Annotated in this window: 21 protein-coding genes; 5 read left to right on the top strand and 16 right to left on the bottom strand. The window is 29.0% G+C overall.

Annotation, left to right across the window (positions count from 1 at the left end; genetic code table 11):
- Positions 1 to 67 precede the first annotated feature (67 nt).
- Complete coding sequence (locus ACZ5RS_RS05920; RefSeq protein ID WP_464638373.1) at positions 68 to 1,006, top strand: ABC transporter permease; 939 nt, start codon at positions 68 to 70, stop codon at positions 1,004 to 1,006.
- Positions 999 to 1,787 (top strand): ABC transporter ATP-binding protein, encoded by a 789-nt coding sequence (locus ACZ5RS_RS05915; protein ID WP_464638371.1) that lies wholly within the window; start codon positions 999 to 1,001, stop codon positions 1,785 to 1,787. The genes ACZ5RS_RS05920 and ACZ5RS_RS05915 overlap by 8 nt, the downstream gene beginning before the upstream one ends.
- Before the next feature lie 55 nt (positions 1,788 to 1,842).
- Here ACZ5RS_RS05915 and ACZ5RS_RS05910 read toward each other — a convergent pair whose 3' ends face one another.
- From ACZ5RS_RS05910 to rplU, 13 genes are all read right to left on the bottom strand, one after another.
- Positions 1,843 to 3,186 (bottom strand): COG3014 family protein, encoded by a 1,344-nt coding sequence (locus ACZ5RS_RS05910; protein ID WP_464638370.1) that lies wholly within the window; start codon positions 3,184 to 3,186, stop codon positions 1,843 to 1,845.
- On the bottom strand, positions 3,186 to 4,112 hold the full coding sequence (locus ACZ5RS_RS05905) for an LPP20 family lipoprotein (RefSeq protein WP_464638368.1): 927 nt from the start codon (positions 4,110 to 4,112) through the stop codon (positions 3,186 to 3,188). Before ACZ5RS_RS05905 ends, ACZ5RS_RS05910 begins: the two co-directional genes overlap by 1 nt.
- A 21-nt stretch (positions 4,113 to 4,133) precedes the next feature.
- Positions 4,134 to 4,742, bottom strand: a complete 609-nt coding sequence (locus ACZ5RS_RS05900; RefSeq protein ID WP_464638367.1) for a penicillin-binding protein activator LpoB — start codon at positions 4,740 to 4,742, stop codon at positions 4,134 to 4,136.
- Positions 4,743 to 4,756: 14 nt separating this feature from the next.
- The gene (locus tag ACZ5RS_RS05895) at positions 4,757 to 5,479 is read right to left on the bottom strand and encodes a hypothetical protein (protein WP_464638365.1); all 723 of its coding nucleotides are present in this window, start codon (positions 5,477 to 5,479) and stop codon (positions 4,757 to 4,759) included.
- On the bottom strand, positions 5,479 to 6,279 hold the full coding sequence (locus tag ACZ5RS_RS05890) for a hypothetical protein (protein ID WP_464638364.1): 801 nt from the start codon (positions 6,277 to 6,279) through the stop codon (positions 5,479 to 5,481). Before ACZ5RS_RS05890 ends, ACZ5RS_RS05895 begins: the two co-directional genes overlap by 1 nt.
- A 16-nt stretch (positions 6,280 to 6,295) precedes the next feature.
- Positions 6,296 to 6,874 carry a hypothetical protein gene (locus ACZ5RS_RS05885; RefSeq protein WP_464638362.1) on the bottom strand — a complete coding sequence of 193 codons (579 nt, stop codon included), beginning with the start codon at positions 6,872 to 6,874 and terminating at the stop codon, positions 6,296 to 6,298.
- A gap of 148 nt (positions 6,875 to 7,022) precedes the next feature.
- Complete coding sequence (gene rsfS, locus ACZ5RS_RS05880) at positions 7,023 to 7,361, bottom strand: ribosome silencing factor (RefSeq protein WP_464638360.1); 339 nt, start codon at positions 7,359 to 7,361, stop codon at positions 7,023 to 7,025.
- Positions 7,358 to 7,861, bottom strand: a complete 504-nt coding sequence (locus tag ACZ5RS_RS05875; protein ID WP_464638359.1) for a hypothetical protein — start codon at positions 7,859 to 7,861, stop codon at positions 7,358 to 7,360. Before ACZ5RS_RS05875 ends, rsfS begins: the two co-directional genes overlap by 4 nt.
- Positions 7,858 to 8,439 carry a bis(5'-nucleosyl)-tetraphosphatase (symmetrical) YqeK gene (gene yqeK, locus ACZ5RS_RS05870; RefSeq protein ID WP_464638357.1) on the bottom strand — a complete coding sequence of 194 codons (582 nt, stop codon included), beginning with the start codon at positions 8,437 to 8,439 and terminating at the stop codon, positions 7,858 to 7,860. The genes ACZ5RS_RS05875 and yqeK overlap by 4 nt, the downstream gene beginning before the upstream one ends.
- Positions 8,408 to 9,010 (bottom strand): nicotinate (nicotinamide) nucleotide adenylyltransferase, encoded by a 603-nt coding sequence (gene nadD / locus ACZ5RS_RS05865; RefSeq protein WP_464638356.1) that lies wholly within the window; start codon positions 9,008 to 9,010, stop codon positions 8,408 to 8,410. Before nadD ends, yqeK begins: the two co-directional genes overlap by 32 nt.
- Positions 9,010 to 10,092: a GTPase ObgE gene (gene obgE, locus ACZ5RS_RS05860; protein ID WP_464638354.1), complete on the bottom strand. Its 1,083-nt coding sequence runs from the start codon at positions 10,090 to 10,092 to the stop codon at positions 9,010 to 9,012. Before obgE ends, nadD begins: the two co-directional genes overlap by 1 nt.
- Positions 10,093 to 10,122: 30 nt before the next feature.
- Complete coding sequence (gene rpmA, locus ACZ5RS_RS05855) at positions 10,123 to 10,425, bottom strand: 50S ribosomal protein L27 (RefSeq protein ID WP_464638349.1); 303 nt, start codon at positions 10,423 to 10,425, stop codon at positions 10,123 to 10,125.
- 11 nt (positions 10,426 to 10,436) lie between these two features.
- Complete coding sequence (rplU, locus tag ACZ5RS_RS05850) at positions 10,437 to 10,748, bottom strand: 50S ribosomal protein L21 (protein WP_464638343.1); 312 nt, start codon at positions 10,746 to 10,748, stop codon at positions 10,437 to 10,439.
- Between the two features lie 143 nt (positions 10,749 to 10,891).
- Here rplU and ACZ5RS_RS05845 point away from each other — a divergent pair, with 143 nt between their 5' ends.
- Positions 10,892 to 11,470, top strand: a complete 579-nt coding sequence (locus ACZ5RS_RS05845) for a TetR/AcrR family transcriptional regulator (RefSeq protein WP_464638342.1) — start codon at positions 10,892 to 10,894, stop codon at positions 11,468 to 11,470.
- 2 nt (positions 11,471 to 11,472) lie between these two features.
- On the opposite strand, the gene ACZ5RS_RS05840 is transcribed toward ACZ5RS_RS05845, so the two are convergent.
- The 3 genes from ACZ5RS_RS05840 to ACZ5RS_RS05830 form a co-directional block, all read right to left on the bottom strand.
- Positions 11,473 to 11,805 (bottom strand): cupin domain-containing protein, encoded by a 333-nt coding sequence (locus ACZ5RS_RS05840; RefSeq protein WP_464638340.1) that lies wholly within the window; start codon positions 11,803 to 11,805, stop codon positions 11,473 to 11,475.
- 80 nt (positions 11,806 to 11,885) lie between these two features.
- On the bottom strand, positions 11,886 to 13,649 hold the full coding sequence (argS, locus tag ACZ5RS_RS05835; RefSeq protein WP_464638339.1) for an arginine--tRNA ligase: 1,764 nt from the start codon (positions 13,647 to 13,649) through the stop codon (positions 11,886 to 11,888).
- Between the two features lie 76 nt (positions 13,650 to 13,725).
- A complete protein-coding gene (locus tag ACZ5RS_RS05830; protein WP_464638337.1) occupies positions 13,726 to 14,703 on the bottom strand; it encodes a biotin--[acetyl-CoA-carboxylase] ligase in 978 nt (325 codons plus the stop codon).
- A gap of 121 nt (positions 14,704 to 14,824) precedes the next feature.
- Between ACZ5RS_RS05830 and ACZ5RS_RS05825 the strand changes: the two genes are divergently transcribed.
- Together ACZ5RS_RS05825 and epsC are read left to right on the top strand one after the other, a co-directional pair.
- A complete protein-coding gene (locus ACZ5RS_RS05825; protein WP_464638336.1) occupies positions 14,825 to 15,376 on the top strand; it encodes a biotin transporter BioY in 552 nt (183 codons plus the stop codon).
- Between the two features lie 96 nt (positions 15,377 to 15,472).
- Complete coding sequence (epsC, locus tag ACZ5RS_RS05820) at positions 15,473 to 16,369, top strand: serine O-acetyltransferase EpsC (protein WP_464638334.1); 897 nt, start codon at positions 15,473 to 15,475, stop codon at positions 16,367 to 16,369.
- The last annotated feature ends 53 nt before the right edge of the window (positions 16,370 to 16,422 follow it).

The following is a 16,422-nucleotide window of genomic DNA, read 5'->3' as shown; positions in this document are numbered from 1 at the left end:
TATTATTTTTCTTAGGATGCCCGCCATGGTGTGGCATCCTGTCATTGTTCTTAGATAGAGGTGTTTTATGATAGAAGGGATTTTTGTCGATGGATTGATATTTTCCATTATGGTTATTGGGATTCTTATTTCCTTTAGAGTTTTAGATTTTGCAGATTTAACTTGTGATGGTTCTGTTGCTACAGGGGCTGCAGTTGCAACTATGCATATCATTAATGGTGGTAGCATTTTTTTTGCATTAATTCTAGCCTTCCTCGCAGGTACCCTTGCTGGGATGGTTACAGCTACAATTCATAATAAATTTAAAATTCCAGGATTATTAGCAGGTATTTTAACTATGACCATGCTATATTCTATAAACTTAAGAATTTTAGGAAATAAAGCTAATGTACCATTATTGAGAATTGATACTTTCTACACTTTACTCCCAGAGAGATTTGGTTCAATTAACCCATCCATTGCTGTATTAATTGGCACGTTGTTTGTTGTATTAATTGTAAAAGTATTAGTTGATGTATTTTTTAGAACAGATTTAGGATTAGCAGTTGGTGCTTTAGGGGGAAATGAACAAATGGTCATTTCTCAAGGAATGAATCCAGATTATTTAAAACTATTAGGTATTGGCGTATCAAATGGTTTAATCGCATTATCAGGTGGGCTTTTAGCTCAATACCAAGGATTCGCAGATGCAAACTTAGGACAAGGTATGGTTGTTCAAGGCCTTGCAGCTATTATGATTGGTGAATTCTTATTCAGCAGTAATAGAATTTCTTTAATAACATTAAGAGCAGTTTTAGGTGCTATTATTTATAAAACACTAATGTTCTTCGGAAGAAAATATGGTTATTTAATTCATATTACTCCAAACGATTTTAAACTCTTAACTGGTGTATTAGTAATTGTTTCTCTATGGGTTGCCAAGAGCAGAACTAATGCTAGCAATAGAGCAGCAAAAAAGAGTGCTATTCAACGCACTGCAAAAAAAGGAGAAAAGACTAATGATTAAGCTAGAAAATTTAACAAAAGTTTTTTACCCAGGAACTGTAAATGAAAAAGTTGCAATTAATGGCGTTGATTTAAATATAGAAGAAGGCGAAATAGTTTGTATTATTGGATCTAATGGTTCAGGCAAATCTACTCTTTTCAATTTAATTAGTGGTACTTATCCATTAACTAATGGTGAGATTAGATTTAATGAAAAAAATATTACAAAGACCCCAGAATACAGAAGAGCTAAATATATAGGAAGAATTTTCCAAGATCCAACCATGGGAACAGCTGCAAATATGAGTATTGAAGACAATATGATTACAGCTTCCACCAAAGGTATGAAAGGATTGAAAATAAGCTTAAATAATGAAAAACGCAAAGTATTCAGTAAATTATTAGAACCAATTGGGTTAGAAAATAGACTCAAAGATAATGTTGGCTTATTATCTGGGGGACAAAGACAAGCTCTAACTTTACTAATGACTGTTATGAGTAATCCAAAACTAATTTTATTAGACGAACATACAGCTGCTCTTGATCCAAGAAATGCTGATATCGTAATGGATTTAACTCAAAGATATATTGTAGAAAAGAATTTAACTGCAATGATGATTACTCACAATATGAAATTTGCAATTGAATTTGGTACTAGATTAATTATGATGGACGAAGGTGAAATCATTCTCGATGTAAAAGGCGATGAAAAGAAAAAACTCACCGTAGATAAACTTGTTGAAATCTTTAGAAACATCAAAAACAAAGAATTTAGTGCAGACGAAGAATTATTGAACGTTTAATAATATATATCATTATATTATTTTTGGTGACTATCTTTTAGGTAGTCACCTTTCTTTATTTAGCACTTATTACTTCTAATAAATTAGCTTTACCTTTACTTATTTTATAATCCTTAAATTTTTCTTTATAAATAGCATACCCATTTGAATTTAAATAATTAACTTCTATATCATATATACCTGGGGCTATTTCAAAAGAACCTATCCAAGACATTGATGGGAAAAAATGAGATACTCTTAAATCTCCACTACCTTCAGCTATATAAGAAAATATGGTAAAAATATCACTAAACATAGAACTTTTTACAATAGTATCCCCTTCTTTACGAGTGTAAGCATCAGCTGTTGCTTTTGCAATCTCTCTAGATACTGCTCTTATATATGCTCTGACATATTCTGAACTACAAGTTTGTTCTAACGCTTCATACGCGATAAGGCCCAAATTTTCAAAAGGTTGCAAATTATATTTTCTTCCATTGATTATAACTTCAATTGATGAAACAGTCGTACCTCTAACTACAGGGATAGAATAAACAATATTTGTGTAATAAGGTTGATGATAAATACCATTATCATCAACATACTGATCAATAACTAAAACATTACGATCTATATGTGTTTTCTTTATCGGGGAAAGGCCAGTAAAAGCTAAAAAATTAATCAATGTTGAATTTTTATCCGCATCTTTTAATGTATTAAATGCTTGATAATAATCATCTTCATAATATTTATTTAATAATTTGTAGGTAGCCTCCCCTTTATCTCTAGATATTCTAAAAGTATCATAATCTCCATATTCAAAAGAGAATAAACTTGATAAATAATAACTTAATGCTGAAGAATAAAATGAAGAATCAAAAGCTTTTAATTTATTATCTATATCTTTTGCGTTATTGTCTGCTAATTGAGATTCTAAAGCAGCCCTTAATTTAGGTAAATTTTGTTCTCTTAATTGCAATTTTTCTAAACTTCTTCTAACCTCAACCATTGCATCCTCAATATTATTTAAATGATAATAATTTAAAGATTGGAAAATATTAGTATAAATATCTTCATAAAAAGAACTCGAGTAATCCCTAACGCTTTCACTTATTAAATATGAGCCTATATTAGCTGTAACGCTTTTTGTAAAATTAGCTTCAATAGCTTTTTCTGCAGTTGATAAATTTATATTTGAAACTAAATAATTTTTTGCAGCATGAGAGACTACCCCTTGATCTAAATTGCCAACAATTTGTCCTTGATTTTGCATTATTTGATTAGCATTCAAAGCTAAATAATTATAAGCTCTATCATAATCACCTTGATAATAAGAAGTTTGAGCTTCTGTTATATCAACAAAAGTAGAACAACTAATAAATAATAAAGAAACAAGCATTATTGGCAATAACTTTTTCATTAAAACAACTCTCCTTCTATTATTTGTGTTGCTTTTATCATTGCCTTTTGTTTAGCGGTTTCTTCACTTATCCCAATCCCTCTTGAAGCTTTATCTATTGAAAAAATTAAATTAGAATCATCAATTAATTGGACATATAAATCAAAGTTGCATTGATATAAACTATCTTTAACATCAGAAAAACTATATTTATATTCAACATTTAATTTTGCTTTTGAAGGTTTTATTGAAATACCACTATTTAAAAGCATAGTTTCAATAACTTTTTGTAATTCTCTTTTTGTATTCAAATCTTCTGAATCTATAATTAATTCCATTGATAAGGTTTTCTTTACTTCATAAATCTTATTTTGAACATCAATCAAAGGAGAAGATACCGTGGCATCTTGTAAAACAGATAATTGGTCATAATACTTTTGATTTTCAGAAGCTATTTTCTCTGCTCTAATTAAATTTTTCAAATACACATAGCTATTATTATTTGAGTTACCTAATAAATTATTAATCTCATTACTTTTAGGAGTTATTATCTCTCGTATTTTGTTACTTGCTAAAGCTTTGTCTAAAACTATTCTTACAAAAAAGATGCCATCATTATTTAACTGTGTATTAACTAATTTTACACCCAATAAATCATCAACGCTTGTATCAATATAACCTCTAGTACTTAATGACGATGTATTATCATTATCAAAAGTAACTAAAGCATTTTTTATGCTAGTATTAAAAATTTGTGATAATGAGATTTTAGCATTTTCTTCAGCTTCTTCTTTACTTGTCCCAGAACCAACGGCCACAATAAAATTTGTTTCTGAATATGTTGAATCATATTGATTGACAAACCAATTGGGGATTGAATTGTTATTTGTTGAAGAACACGAAATAATTATAGCACTCAATAACAATAATATAGCAACTTTTTTCACAACTACTCCCTATATGAATTATTAAAATCTATAATAATTCTTTTGAACTTTCTTCTTTACTGTTTCTTGACCTAACCAAACCTTTTGAGCAGTTTCAATATTTATCAATTCCATATCCACATAATATGTTCTAATTGCAGTATTTGAAACTTGGTCTAAATTAAATTTTACACTGCCTTGCAATATAAAATCAGCACCTATTTCTTCACCTAATTCAGCAGCTGTTTCTACACTTGCATTATACTGTTGATCTAGTTTTTCAGCTCTAAGATCATCCTTAAATTCAAAATCAGCAACTGTATTTACTTTTCCTGAATTAACTAATGCCATTTCAAATTTTTTACTAATTATAGTTGTATCCATATGTTCACTAGATCTATTTTGAATATTTCCCACAATAACAGTTGGCTTAACATTTGAATTATCCATCAAATAATCTAAAATCCATGGGGATGACAAACATTGATTAACTAAAGTTTCACTAACTAATCTAATATCTGTATCATTCCAATAGCCTGATAAATCTTCATTATAGCTTTCATCAAGTCTTGTTACTCCCATTGAAGAAGCACAAGATGTTAAAACAACAAGCACAAGAGTTATTAATAAAACTGATTTAAATCTTTTCATATATAAATCTCCATCTATTTTAATATTTTAGTCAAATTTTCAACCATTTTATTTACATCCACAGCTGAACTTTGTATTTCTAAATCTTCTATTTCTTTATTTTTTGTATCTAGAATTAATTTATAGGCTTTAGCTAAAGCTTCTAATTGTTGAGTTTTATTATCATTATTTAATAAATTAATTTGTTCTATTGCTTGAGCATTTATATCTTTGCTCTTAGCCAAATCTTCAATTGCAGCAATTTTCCTTTTTTCTAAACTTCTTTTTAAATTTTCAGCTTCAGCTTTATAGGCCTCTTTTAAATATTTTTTCTCAAAAGACGCTAATACCCAAATAGCTTTTGTTTCTGGATCTTGATATGTATTTTCAATAATTACATTTCTAAGTGTCGTATTAACAACTTGAAGTGAAATATTTTCAAAAGCTAATAATTCTTGTGTATTATTACTAAAACCCGCATCATTTGTATAATTTTTAACTGCTGTATTAATTAAAACTGATACTTGTCTTGCTATTTCATCTCTAGCTTGAGCTTCTGCTCTCATTTTACTATTAATAGCATTAGATAGATTTCCCATTCCAACACCATAATATCTCCAAGTATCTAAAGGAGTTAAAACTGTCCAATAAGGGGCACCATCTTCTGTAAACTCAGGATGTTCTGTTATATATGGAGACTTTGTTACACAACTAATAAGCATTAAAAACGATAATACTATAATTAATATTTTTTTCATTAATCACTCCCTCTATCTTTCATTATGATTAAACTATAAAACATATTATTCTTTTCATCATACCAATAATCAACATGCTTCAAATTGCCCAATATAGCAAGTTCTTTATGAACTTTTCCATCTATAGATAAAGTAGTAGAGTCAGTTTGTTTTAATGCATAGTAATTATTTAAATATGATTTTATATTCCCATATTGAGAAGAAATATCATAAACTGCTTCATGATCAGCAGCATATAATGAATCAACAAGCAACCTATAAGCTAAAGTTGAACCGACCCCTACAAAATACCCTTTAATTTCAGGTCTATTATAAACCCACGTTGGAATACCATCAGCATCATATTCAACTTCATAAATTCGTTTCTTACCACTAACTCTTGTATCTTTTGCAATTACAATACAACCAGCTTCACTTGAAAAATAAATTTTTAGAATTTTTATAGAATTAATTATTTGAGGCAAATATTGATCTTGATAAGCAAATAACTCATTACTTTTAAAATTTGTATAACCTAAATCAGAGGTATTCTCACTTATTATTATTTTATTTAAAACAAGATATTCATCTATTAAAATATTTTTTGCTACATTCATTATAGCCACTTCAAGCATTCTTTCTTTTGAACTATAAACACTTGAAACGCCAACATAAACATTATCTTTATATTTACTCAAATTTAACAAAGATAAATCATGTTGAATTGAATTATTATTAACTAGTTGCACTTCTTCATTCGCTGTTGAAACGCAACTAGTTGTTAAGATTATTATGCAAAAAATTATTAATAACCTTTTCATAAATATTTTTTATAAATTAAATTTCGCCATTTAATAGCTTAGCAAAAGCCTCTGCCATTTTATCATTTGCAGCTGCAGCAGCTTCGTTTTCTTCATATACATTTGCTACGGCTTGTGATGCAGGCTCAAAAGCTTTTTCAACATTACTTAGAGGAATCCCCATTAATACATAAACAGTTCCATCTTCATCTTGGAATAATTTTTCTCTTGTAACCCCATGTAAACAACTTTCAGAAACTTGAACTGAAATTGCCTCAAAAGCATCAATATTTTGTCTATTATCTCCAGAACCAGCATCATTTACATAAGTCTTAATAACTTCTTTAACACTAGTTTGTATCCATTCGGAGATGGCAGTTCTGCCTTCTGCTTCTGCTCTCTTAATTGAAGTTTGTAAATTTGCAGCCTTAGCTGTACCAACGGCATAATACATATCTGCTGATTTTGGATTATTTAAGATCCAATCAGGTAAAGAGTCTAACATAGTATTTGTAGGCTCGACAGATTCTTGAATAATAACATCTTTAGAAGTTGCACAACTTACTAATCCTAATAAAGCAACAAGCATTAGAACAGTAATAAAAGTTTTTTTCATATAAACTCTCCTAAAATTTTTTTTCAGTATACACGAATAAACATAATATTGCAAAATCTTAAATATTTTTATTCAAAAAATATAGTTATTACGCAATATATTAAAACTATATAAAAAAACCTTTAGACTAAATCTAAAGGCTGTAATATTATTTTTCAGATTCTTTCCAAAGTTTTTCTAAAGAATAGAAATCTCTTAACTCTTCACTCATCAAATGTATAACTATGGAATTACAATCAATAAGTTCCCATCCATCTCCTGCTGGAGTTTTATGTCTATCGTTTACTTCAAGACCTAAATCATTTAATACACTCCATAGATTATGTGCGACACCTCTTAAATGTCCAACACTAGTAACAGTAGCAATTACAAATACATCTGCCCAAGAACATCTGCCCTCAACATCAATAATATTAATATCTCTACATTTTTGATCATCTAAATATTTTACAATTTCATCAGTTTTATCTTTTAATTCAGCTTTCATAAATCCTTCCTTGTGGCTAAATCTTTTACCTGTTCTAGCCAAATCGCTAAATAGCTTGCACTATCTTTTATAGTATCTATATCATCAAAATAATATACATTTTGTTTGTCTATTTTATCAAAAAAAGTTGATAAATCAGCATCTATATTATTATTTAACAAACTTTGTACATCATTTATTATTTGATTCTTATTATTAACAAAAACCTCAATTAATGAGGCCTCATCCTCTTCATATTTTTTTATATCTTCAATTAACTGCTCTTTAACACTATCATCTAGTTCAAATTCAATATTTGCAGTTATATTTAAAATTTGTGATAATTTTTGCCTATCTATTTCTCTATTGTCGTATTTAATACATATCAAAGAATCATTATTCAATACAATTAAATAATTCTCTATATATCCATCTGCTAATAAAACATAATCAGTATTGTCATTTTCTCTACATGAGATAAAAGCAAATATTAATACTAAAAGAATTAGATATTTTTTCAAAAAGTTCCACCTTCCTTTAAGTAATCATAAAGCCCTTTAGTAGATGTTGCAAATGATAATGCATTATCTTTAAAGTGATGCTTCATTTGTTTTAAAACATTTAAACAAATAATCTCTAAAGATTCCATTTTATTATATGCAACTCTTTGAGCATCAGTTAAAAAAGATCTTCTGGGTTCTAGATAATCAGCTAAATACAATATTAAACCAAGACGACCCATATCTTTACTACCTAATGTATGCCATCTTATTGCTTTTACATAATCATCAAAACCTAAAGTTTCTACGATAGAGGCTCCAACTGGAGCATGTAATAAAACAGGATGATGGACTTCTTCTTTCTCAAGAGCGATTGAATGTTCTTTTGTATATAGTAAAAGATCTCCCGCTTCCCAGTTTCTTGCTACATCATGAAGTAATCCACATTTATAACAATCATCATTATCTAATTCACAATTAAACCTTGAATTTAAATATATTGCAGTTTCTGCAACTGAAACACAATGCAAATATCTTTTTGGTTTAACTTTACTTTTTACATATTTATCAACGTCTGTACAGCTCATGAGATTTGACATATTTATATACTCCTGGAGAAACTAAAGATGAAATATCTTTATTTTCTTTAACAAAAGTTCTAATTGTTGAAGAGGCATCTTCAAAAATCACATTATTCACTATTTCATAATCTAAATTATCTATTTCTAGCTCTTCATTATTCCTATTACAAATAATAAATTTCACTAGTTCTTTTAGTTTATCAAAATTATACCATTTTGTTAATGTAGGAACTAAATCATCTCCCATTAACAATCCTAATTTATTTGTTAGATTATAATTTTCATATATATATCTTACAGTATCATAAGTATAAGAATATCCACCTCTATCAATTTCACAGGTATCTAAAATAATCTCAATATCTTTATCCTCAGGATATATTTTTTTATAATCTTCTAAAGCTAAATTTATCATATTAATTCTATCGAGAGAATCAATAGTGTTATAACCTTCTTTAAATTTATTAGCAAATAAAGGCACAAGAATTAATTTCTTGTACCTTGTTTTTTGATATACATTATGAATTAAGTGCAAATGTCCTAAATGAATAGGATCAAAGCTGCCTCCAAACATAGCGGAATATTTCATTAGACTTCCTCATCAAGAGAGTCTGGATAATAAGCTTCAGTATCGACTGTTGTAGAAAAACCTCCATTGGAGCCTTCACTTCTTTCTTCGATTGTACCATTTTCGCTATCATTAACCATTTTAATAAAAGCTTGTTTTACTTCTTCTACACCAATATCATAATAAACGCATAAACCAATTACCTGTTTATCGCTATATTTTTCTTTCAATTCTTTTAATCTTACATCGTCAGCTTCATCAACATGAGTTGCAATAATTACACTAGGTTTTTCAACTAACTCTTCACTATAAGATTTCAATTCATCGTATAAAGTTTCATATGCAGTTAAATATCTATCATCAGATAAATCAATTAAATAAGCTAAACCAGTAGTCCTACTAATATGCCTTAAGAACTTATATCCCATACCGAGACCTTCACTGGCCCCTTCAATAATACCTGGAATATCTGCAAGAACTAAATCATTATCACCATAACGCATCATACCTAGTTGTGGTATTTTGGTTGTAAATGGATAACCAGCAACTTTACTTCTAGCATTAGTAAGTGCATTTAATAGTGATGATTTACCAGCATTTGGATAACCTACAAATCCAATATCAGCAATAACTAATAATTCAATACCGATTCTTTGTGATTCGCCAGGTTCCCCTGGTTGAGCAAATTTTGGAGCTTGTCTTGTAGCTGTTCTAAAATGCCAGTTACCTAAACCACCCTTTCCACCTTTTAAATATACCCATCTATCTACACCAGTTAAATCTTTAATAATTTCACCAGTTTGAGCATCTTTAACTACAGTTCCAGGAGGTACAGGAATTTCAACATCCTTACCATCAGCACCAAAACATCTTTGAGAAGAACCATTTCTTCCGTTTTCAGCTTTATAAACTCTTTTTAATTTTAAATGAGCTAATGTTCTAATATTATTTTTTACTACAAATACTACATCGCCCCCACGGCCGCCATCGCCGCCATCAGGACCGCCTTTTTGAACATATTTTTCACGTCTAAAAGACACACAGCCGCTGCCCCCGTTTCCAGAGGCAACGTCTAAATAGGTTTCATCGGAAAATCCAAACATAAAAACCCTTTACCGTTTTTGTACTCTTATTTACTTAGCAATACATTTGCGGTTTGTGAAATCGTTAACAACTACTTCGCCATCTACAGCTTCAATAGTAATATACTTTCTGTTTTTTCTTTCAGTAAATTTAACTCTTCCATCAATTTTTGCAAATAGAGTATAATCAGAACCACAACCTACGTTTTCACCAGGGTGGAACTTAGTTCCATGTTGACGAACTAAAACTTCACCAGCTGTTACAAGCTGACCACCAAAACGTTTAACACCTAAACGTTGTGCATTAGAATCGCGACCATTCTTAGAGGAGCCGCCACCTTTCTTATGTGCCATTTCTCTTCTCCTTATTTTGCGATTTGTTCAATCTTAATCAATGAGTATTTTTCACGATGACCTTGAGTCCTGCGATACCCTTTTCTACGATGGAACTTATAAACTTTAATCTTATCACCCTTAATGTCTTCTACAACTGTTGCAACAACTTTTGCACCATCAACATAAGGAGTACCAAACTTAGCACCGTCTTCACCAACTAGGGCTAAAACGGAGTTGTATTCTAGCTTAGATCCAGCTTCTTGGTTAACTAAATCAACTTGAACTGTATCACCTTCTACAACTTTGTACTGCTTTCCGAGAATTTCAACGAGTGCGTACATGTTTCTACATCCTTGTTTTTTATAATTTCTATCTAGTTTATAACAATTATTAAAAATCAAAACAAGGTATTTTTTAAAATAAAATATTAATAATTAAGAATTTACATGTTGATTAACTACCGATTGGTCGGTAATATATAATTATGAAAACAAATACTACGGCTTTAAATTTAATTAAAACTTTTATTAATGAAGGTTCTAAAATTGGATTAGATAATATCTCTTTATCCCTTTTAGCAAAGAAAATTAATATTACCAAAAGTACTATATTTTCTCATTTTAAAAACAAAGATGAATTAATTAATGAAATGTATTTGTATGGGAAAAAACTTTCTGCAAAAAATAAAGTTAATTTTTCTTTAGAAGGAGAAGCCGAAGATGTTCTTCTGAATGTTGTTGATCATTGGCATAGTATTTACTCAAACAGAACTTTATTTAATTTTTATAGAATTGTAGAAATGCAAAAGTTTATTGACAATAGAGCAAGAGCTATATCTTTATCTATTGATGCAATGATAATCTCTCAAACACAGATTGTACTAGAAGTATTAAATGAAACTAATAAATTAAATATAGATGAATTAGATTTAGCAATTGAAAGCTTTTCCTCTACCTTTATAAAATATTTAAAAAATGAACTTTTTTTAGATAATGGTGAATTAATTTGGGAAGAGGAAAGATTTATAACTAGATTTGTTAAAGAATATAAAAAAGAAAACTAATTCTATTTCTTTAAAAAATCTTCACGCATTGGTGTAAAAACATCAACCAAATAACCTTTTTTTAAGCAAATGTTTCCATGTTTGATATTAGATTCAAAATAAATTGAATCTCCTTTTTTTACTATTTCTTTTTTATCTCCAATAGTAAATTCAAACTCACCTTCAGCAACATAAGTACATTGCTCGTGATAATGAGAATGTAATTCTCCTACTGCCCCTTCTTCAAAATGAACTTCAACCATCATTAAATTAGAATTATGAGAGAGAACTTTTCTGCTAACACCTTTGCCTAAATCATCTAGTTTAACATCTTCACTTTTTACAACAACTTTCATATTTTTCCCTTATAACTAAGAAATGACTCTTAAATAATTAAAAGTCATTTCCTTAATGTTTAAATAATATATTTTAAAAATTACATAGATTCTAAATAACTGATACCAACAAGATTAAAGGAATTCTTTATAACTTGTAATACCATCTCTGAAAGAGTAATTCTAGCAACAACTATACTCTTATCATCAGCCATTAATATCTTATTATCATGATACCATTTACTAAACATCTTAGAAATATCATATAAATGAGAACAGATTAATGAAGGATTAAAGTTTTCACCTGCTTTTTTTACAACTTCTGGGAAGTTAGCAATCATTTTAACAAGTTCTCTTTCTTCTTCTAAATTTAATAATGAAGCATCAAATTCAATATCTTTATAATCATCTTTTACTTCATCGAACTTTCTTAGCATAGAAGAAATTCTAGCTCCCATATATTGTAAATAAGGTCCAGTATTACCATTAAATGAAATACTCTTTTCTGGATCAAAAGTCATATCTTTTGTTGGATCAACTTGTAATAAATAATAATTTAATGCGCCTAAAGCAATTGCGTTAGCTGTTTTATCAAGACCATCTACAAGATTTTCTCTTTCTTTTTCTTGAATTTCTTTCTTAGCTAATTCAGCTAGGTTATCAAATAAATCATCAGCATCAACAACTGTTCCTTCTCTACTTTTCATTTTACCGTTTGGTAGATTAACCATACCATAAGATAAGTGATGTAAATCTTTAGCCCAGCTATAACCTAATTTATCTAAAATATGGAATAATACTTTAAAGTGATATTGTTGCTCACTTGCTACAACATAAATTAAAGAATCAAATGGCCAATCTTCATGTCTTGCAATAGCAGTACCAATATCTTGAGTCATGTAAAGAGAAGTTCCATCTTTTCTCAATAGTACTTTTTTATCAAGTTTAATATCATCTAAGTCTATCCAAACTGAACCATCTTCTGCTTTGTAGAAAACACCATCTTCAAGACCTTTTAAGACTTTATCTTTACCAAGTTTATAAGTGTTACTTTCATAATAGTACTTATCAAAGCTAACTCCTGTTTTTTCATAAGATTCAGCTAGTCCATCAAGAGTCCAACCATTCATTTTTTCCCAAAGAGCAATAGTTTCTGCATCCCCTTCTTCCCATTTAACAAGCATTTCTTTTGCTTGATCAACGGCAGTTGGATCTTCTTTTTCCCATTGAGCAAATCTTACATAATATTTACCAACTAAATGATCCCCTTTTATATTTGAACTTTCTGGAGTTTCGCCATTACCAAACTTTTTATAAGCAAGCATACTCTTACAAATATGAACACCACGGTTATTAATTAAGTTTACTTTTTTTACATCAGCACCATTTGCTTTTAAAATAGCTGAAACACTTTCACCTAAACTATCATTTCTCATATGACCTAAATGAAGTGGCTTATTAGTATTTGGACAACTAAATTCAATCATAACCTTTTTATTATTAAAGAGATTACTATTACCATAGTTTTCTTTCTCTGAATCAACTTTGTCTTTTAAACCTTTTATAATTGCAGAAAAATCTAATCTTACATTCAAATATGGACCAGCTAAAATCATTTCACCAGAAGGTCTATCAGATAAATTTTCAATTCTTTCTTTTATTGTTTGAGCTATTTTTGCAGGTGCCATTTTAAATTGTTTTGCATATGCAAATAAAGGAAAAGCTACATCTCCCAATTCTGGTTTTGGTGGAACTTGTATAGCTAATGGAGCTAAAGTAATTTCTTCATTATTTATTTCTTTATAATAAGCTACCAATTGTTCTTCTATTAGTGATTTCCACTGTTCTTTTATCTCTTGTAACATTCTATTTTTCCTTATTGTAAAATTTTCAATCGCTTTATGATACAAATATCATAATATCTATTCAAGATTAAAATATCTATTTTGTTACTCTTAATGTAACTTCTCCAGTACCTAATTCTAATTCATCCCCATTTTCTAATTCAACAATCAAATGAGCTCTATCATTTATGGCTTTTGCATAGGCTGTTTGTACAGAATTATCTTTATTATAGATTGAAACTTTATGTCCTAAAACATTAGATTTTTCTCTATATTCATCTAAGAAGTCTTTATCCGGTAAAGCCTCCCAAATTTTATAAATTTCATTTACTACTTCTTTAACTAAAATATTTCTATTAACTTTTTTAGGTATTGCGGCTTCATCTTTATAAATACTTGTTACGATATCTCTTATTTCTGATGGGAATTGTTCCATTGGTGTTGAAAAATTTATTCCAATGCCAACAACCATAGATCTAATTCTTCCAGCTTCCATATCAATAATACCTTCTGTTAAAATTCCACAAACTTTTCTATCCTCAATATAAATATCATTTACCCACTTTATTTGAGAATCAACATTACATACTTTTTTGATAGCTCTAGAAATTGCAACTGAAGCAATACTAGTAATTAGTAAATTATTATCATTATTATCTTTTGAATTTATTAATAGACTAAGATAAATCCCTCCATCTGGAGATACAAATTCTCTACCTCTTCTACCTCTTCCTTTTAATTGCTTTGAAGCAACAATAACTGTTTTTTTATCACTATCTTCTTTAGCAATACTTTTCAAATAGGTATTAGTTGAATCTACCTCTTCTAGATAATGAATATCATAATTTGGGAGTTCTTTTTTTAAACTCTCAAGAGATAATTTTGTTGATTCTCTTAACAGTGAATAACCTTTGTTAGTTACAGCCTCAATTAAGGCTCCTTCTTTTCTCAATTCTGAAATAGCTTTCCAAATTGCAGTTCTACTAACATTGAATTCGTCTGCTAATTGTTGTCCAGAAACAAATTCATCATCACTCATATCTAAATAATTTAATACTTTACTTTTTAAACTCATAATTGTTTTTAGAATATATTTATTTTTGTATTTTATCAACAATTTATACTCTAAATAAAATTGTTAACTATTTTTTAAAAAATATGTTTACAATCGAATTTTTATTTGATATATTCAAACCATGAACACTCGAAAAACATTAATAACAGCCTTATTTACAGGGCTAATAATTGTTGGAACTTTTATAAGAATTCCATTACCCCCAGTACCAATTACATTACAAACAATGTTTGTAATTTTAGCGGCTTTACTTGGTGGTCTTAGCATTGGATTTTATTCCTTTATTATTTATTTAGTATTAGGAACTATTGGATTACCTATTTTTACAAGTGGTGGTGGAATTGGAGCACTAATTGGACCTACAGGTGGTTATATTTTTGGAATGTTACTAGCCACAATTGTTGCAGGCTTTATTTCTGATTTAGGAAAAAACAAAGAAAAAAAACTTCCCTATTTCATTGTTGCAGCATTATTAGCCACAGTAGTAATTTATTTAGTTGGTATTCCTTGGTTAAAATACGCAACTAGTATTAACTGGTCAAAAGCATTTGCACTAGGATTAACTCCATTTATTGTTGGCGATGTAATAAAATTATTAGTTTCTATTTTCTTAGCAACAAAATTCTATGACAGAATTCATCAACTTATAAACAAAGAAGAAGAAACCGAATAAGATTTAAAAATATTATTTAACTATTAACCGATGCAATGCATCGGTTTTATTGTTTATTTAGATTTTTTTTTGTATATTTGCACTAGGAGATAATAAATGAATACAAATTACAAAAATTATTTAGAAAGTTTTGATCGTATAACCAATCAAAGTGCTAACTTCATTGGCTTAAAACCTCTCCCAAGTAGTGTTTGTGTTGAACAATGCGCAAATGATCTACTAGAATTGATGTTTCCTGGCAGATGTGAAGGAGCAGCAGGTCAATCCTTTCAAGATATAATTATTCATCAACTTGATACAGTAAAATGGACTTTGTCTAACTTAATATATTTATCTTATAATCATGAATGCGATGATTTATGTGAAAATGCTAAAACTAGTAGAATTAAAACAGATGCAGCTTTAAAAGATTTATTTGAAGAATTACCTTCAATTAGAAAGAAAATAAAACAAGATGCTGAAGCTGGATTAGAAAATGACCCCGCAGCAACCAATTTGCATGAGGTTATTCTATCTTATCCTTATATAAAAGCTTTAACTGTTTATAGAGTTGCTCATAATCTACATAAAACAGGAGTTCCAATTCTTCCAAGAATGTTAACTGAATGGGCTCATAAAGAAACAGGAATCGATATTCACCCTGGTGCAGAAATTGGTGACTATTTCTTTATTGACCACGGTACTGGTGTTGTAATTGGAGAAACAACTGTTATAGGGAATAATGCAAAGATTTATCAAGGTGTTACTTTAGGAGCTTTAAGTTTCCCAAAAGATTCATCTGGTAATATTATTAAAGGAGCAAAACGTCACCCAACATTAGAAGATAATGTTACAATTTATTCTAATGCTACAATTCTTGGAGATGTAACAATTGGAAAAGATTGTATTATTGGATCTTCCGTTTGGATAAAAGAAGATGTTCCTGAATCTACTATGGTATTACTTCAAGAACCTAAAACAAACCATAGAGAAATAAAAAAAATGACAAACTAAAATTATAAAATATAATTTAACCAAAACATAACAAGAAAGTCTCTTGTTATGTT

The sequence above is a fragment of the Pleomorphochaeta caudata genome (assembly GCF_055395745.1).
The sequence above is the reverse complement of the archived record's forward strand: the minus strand, read 5'-3'. Positions and strand labels throughout refer to the sequence as shown.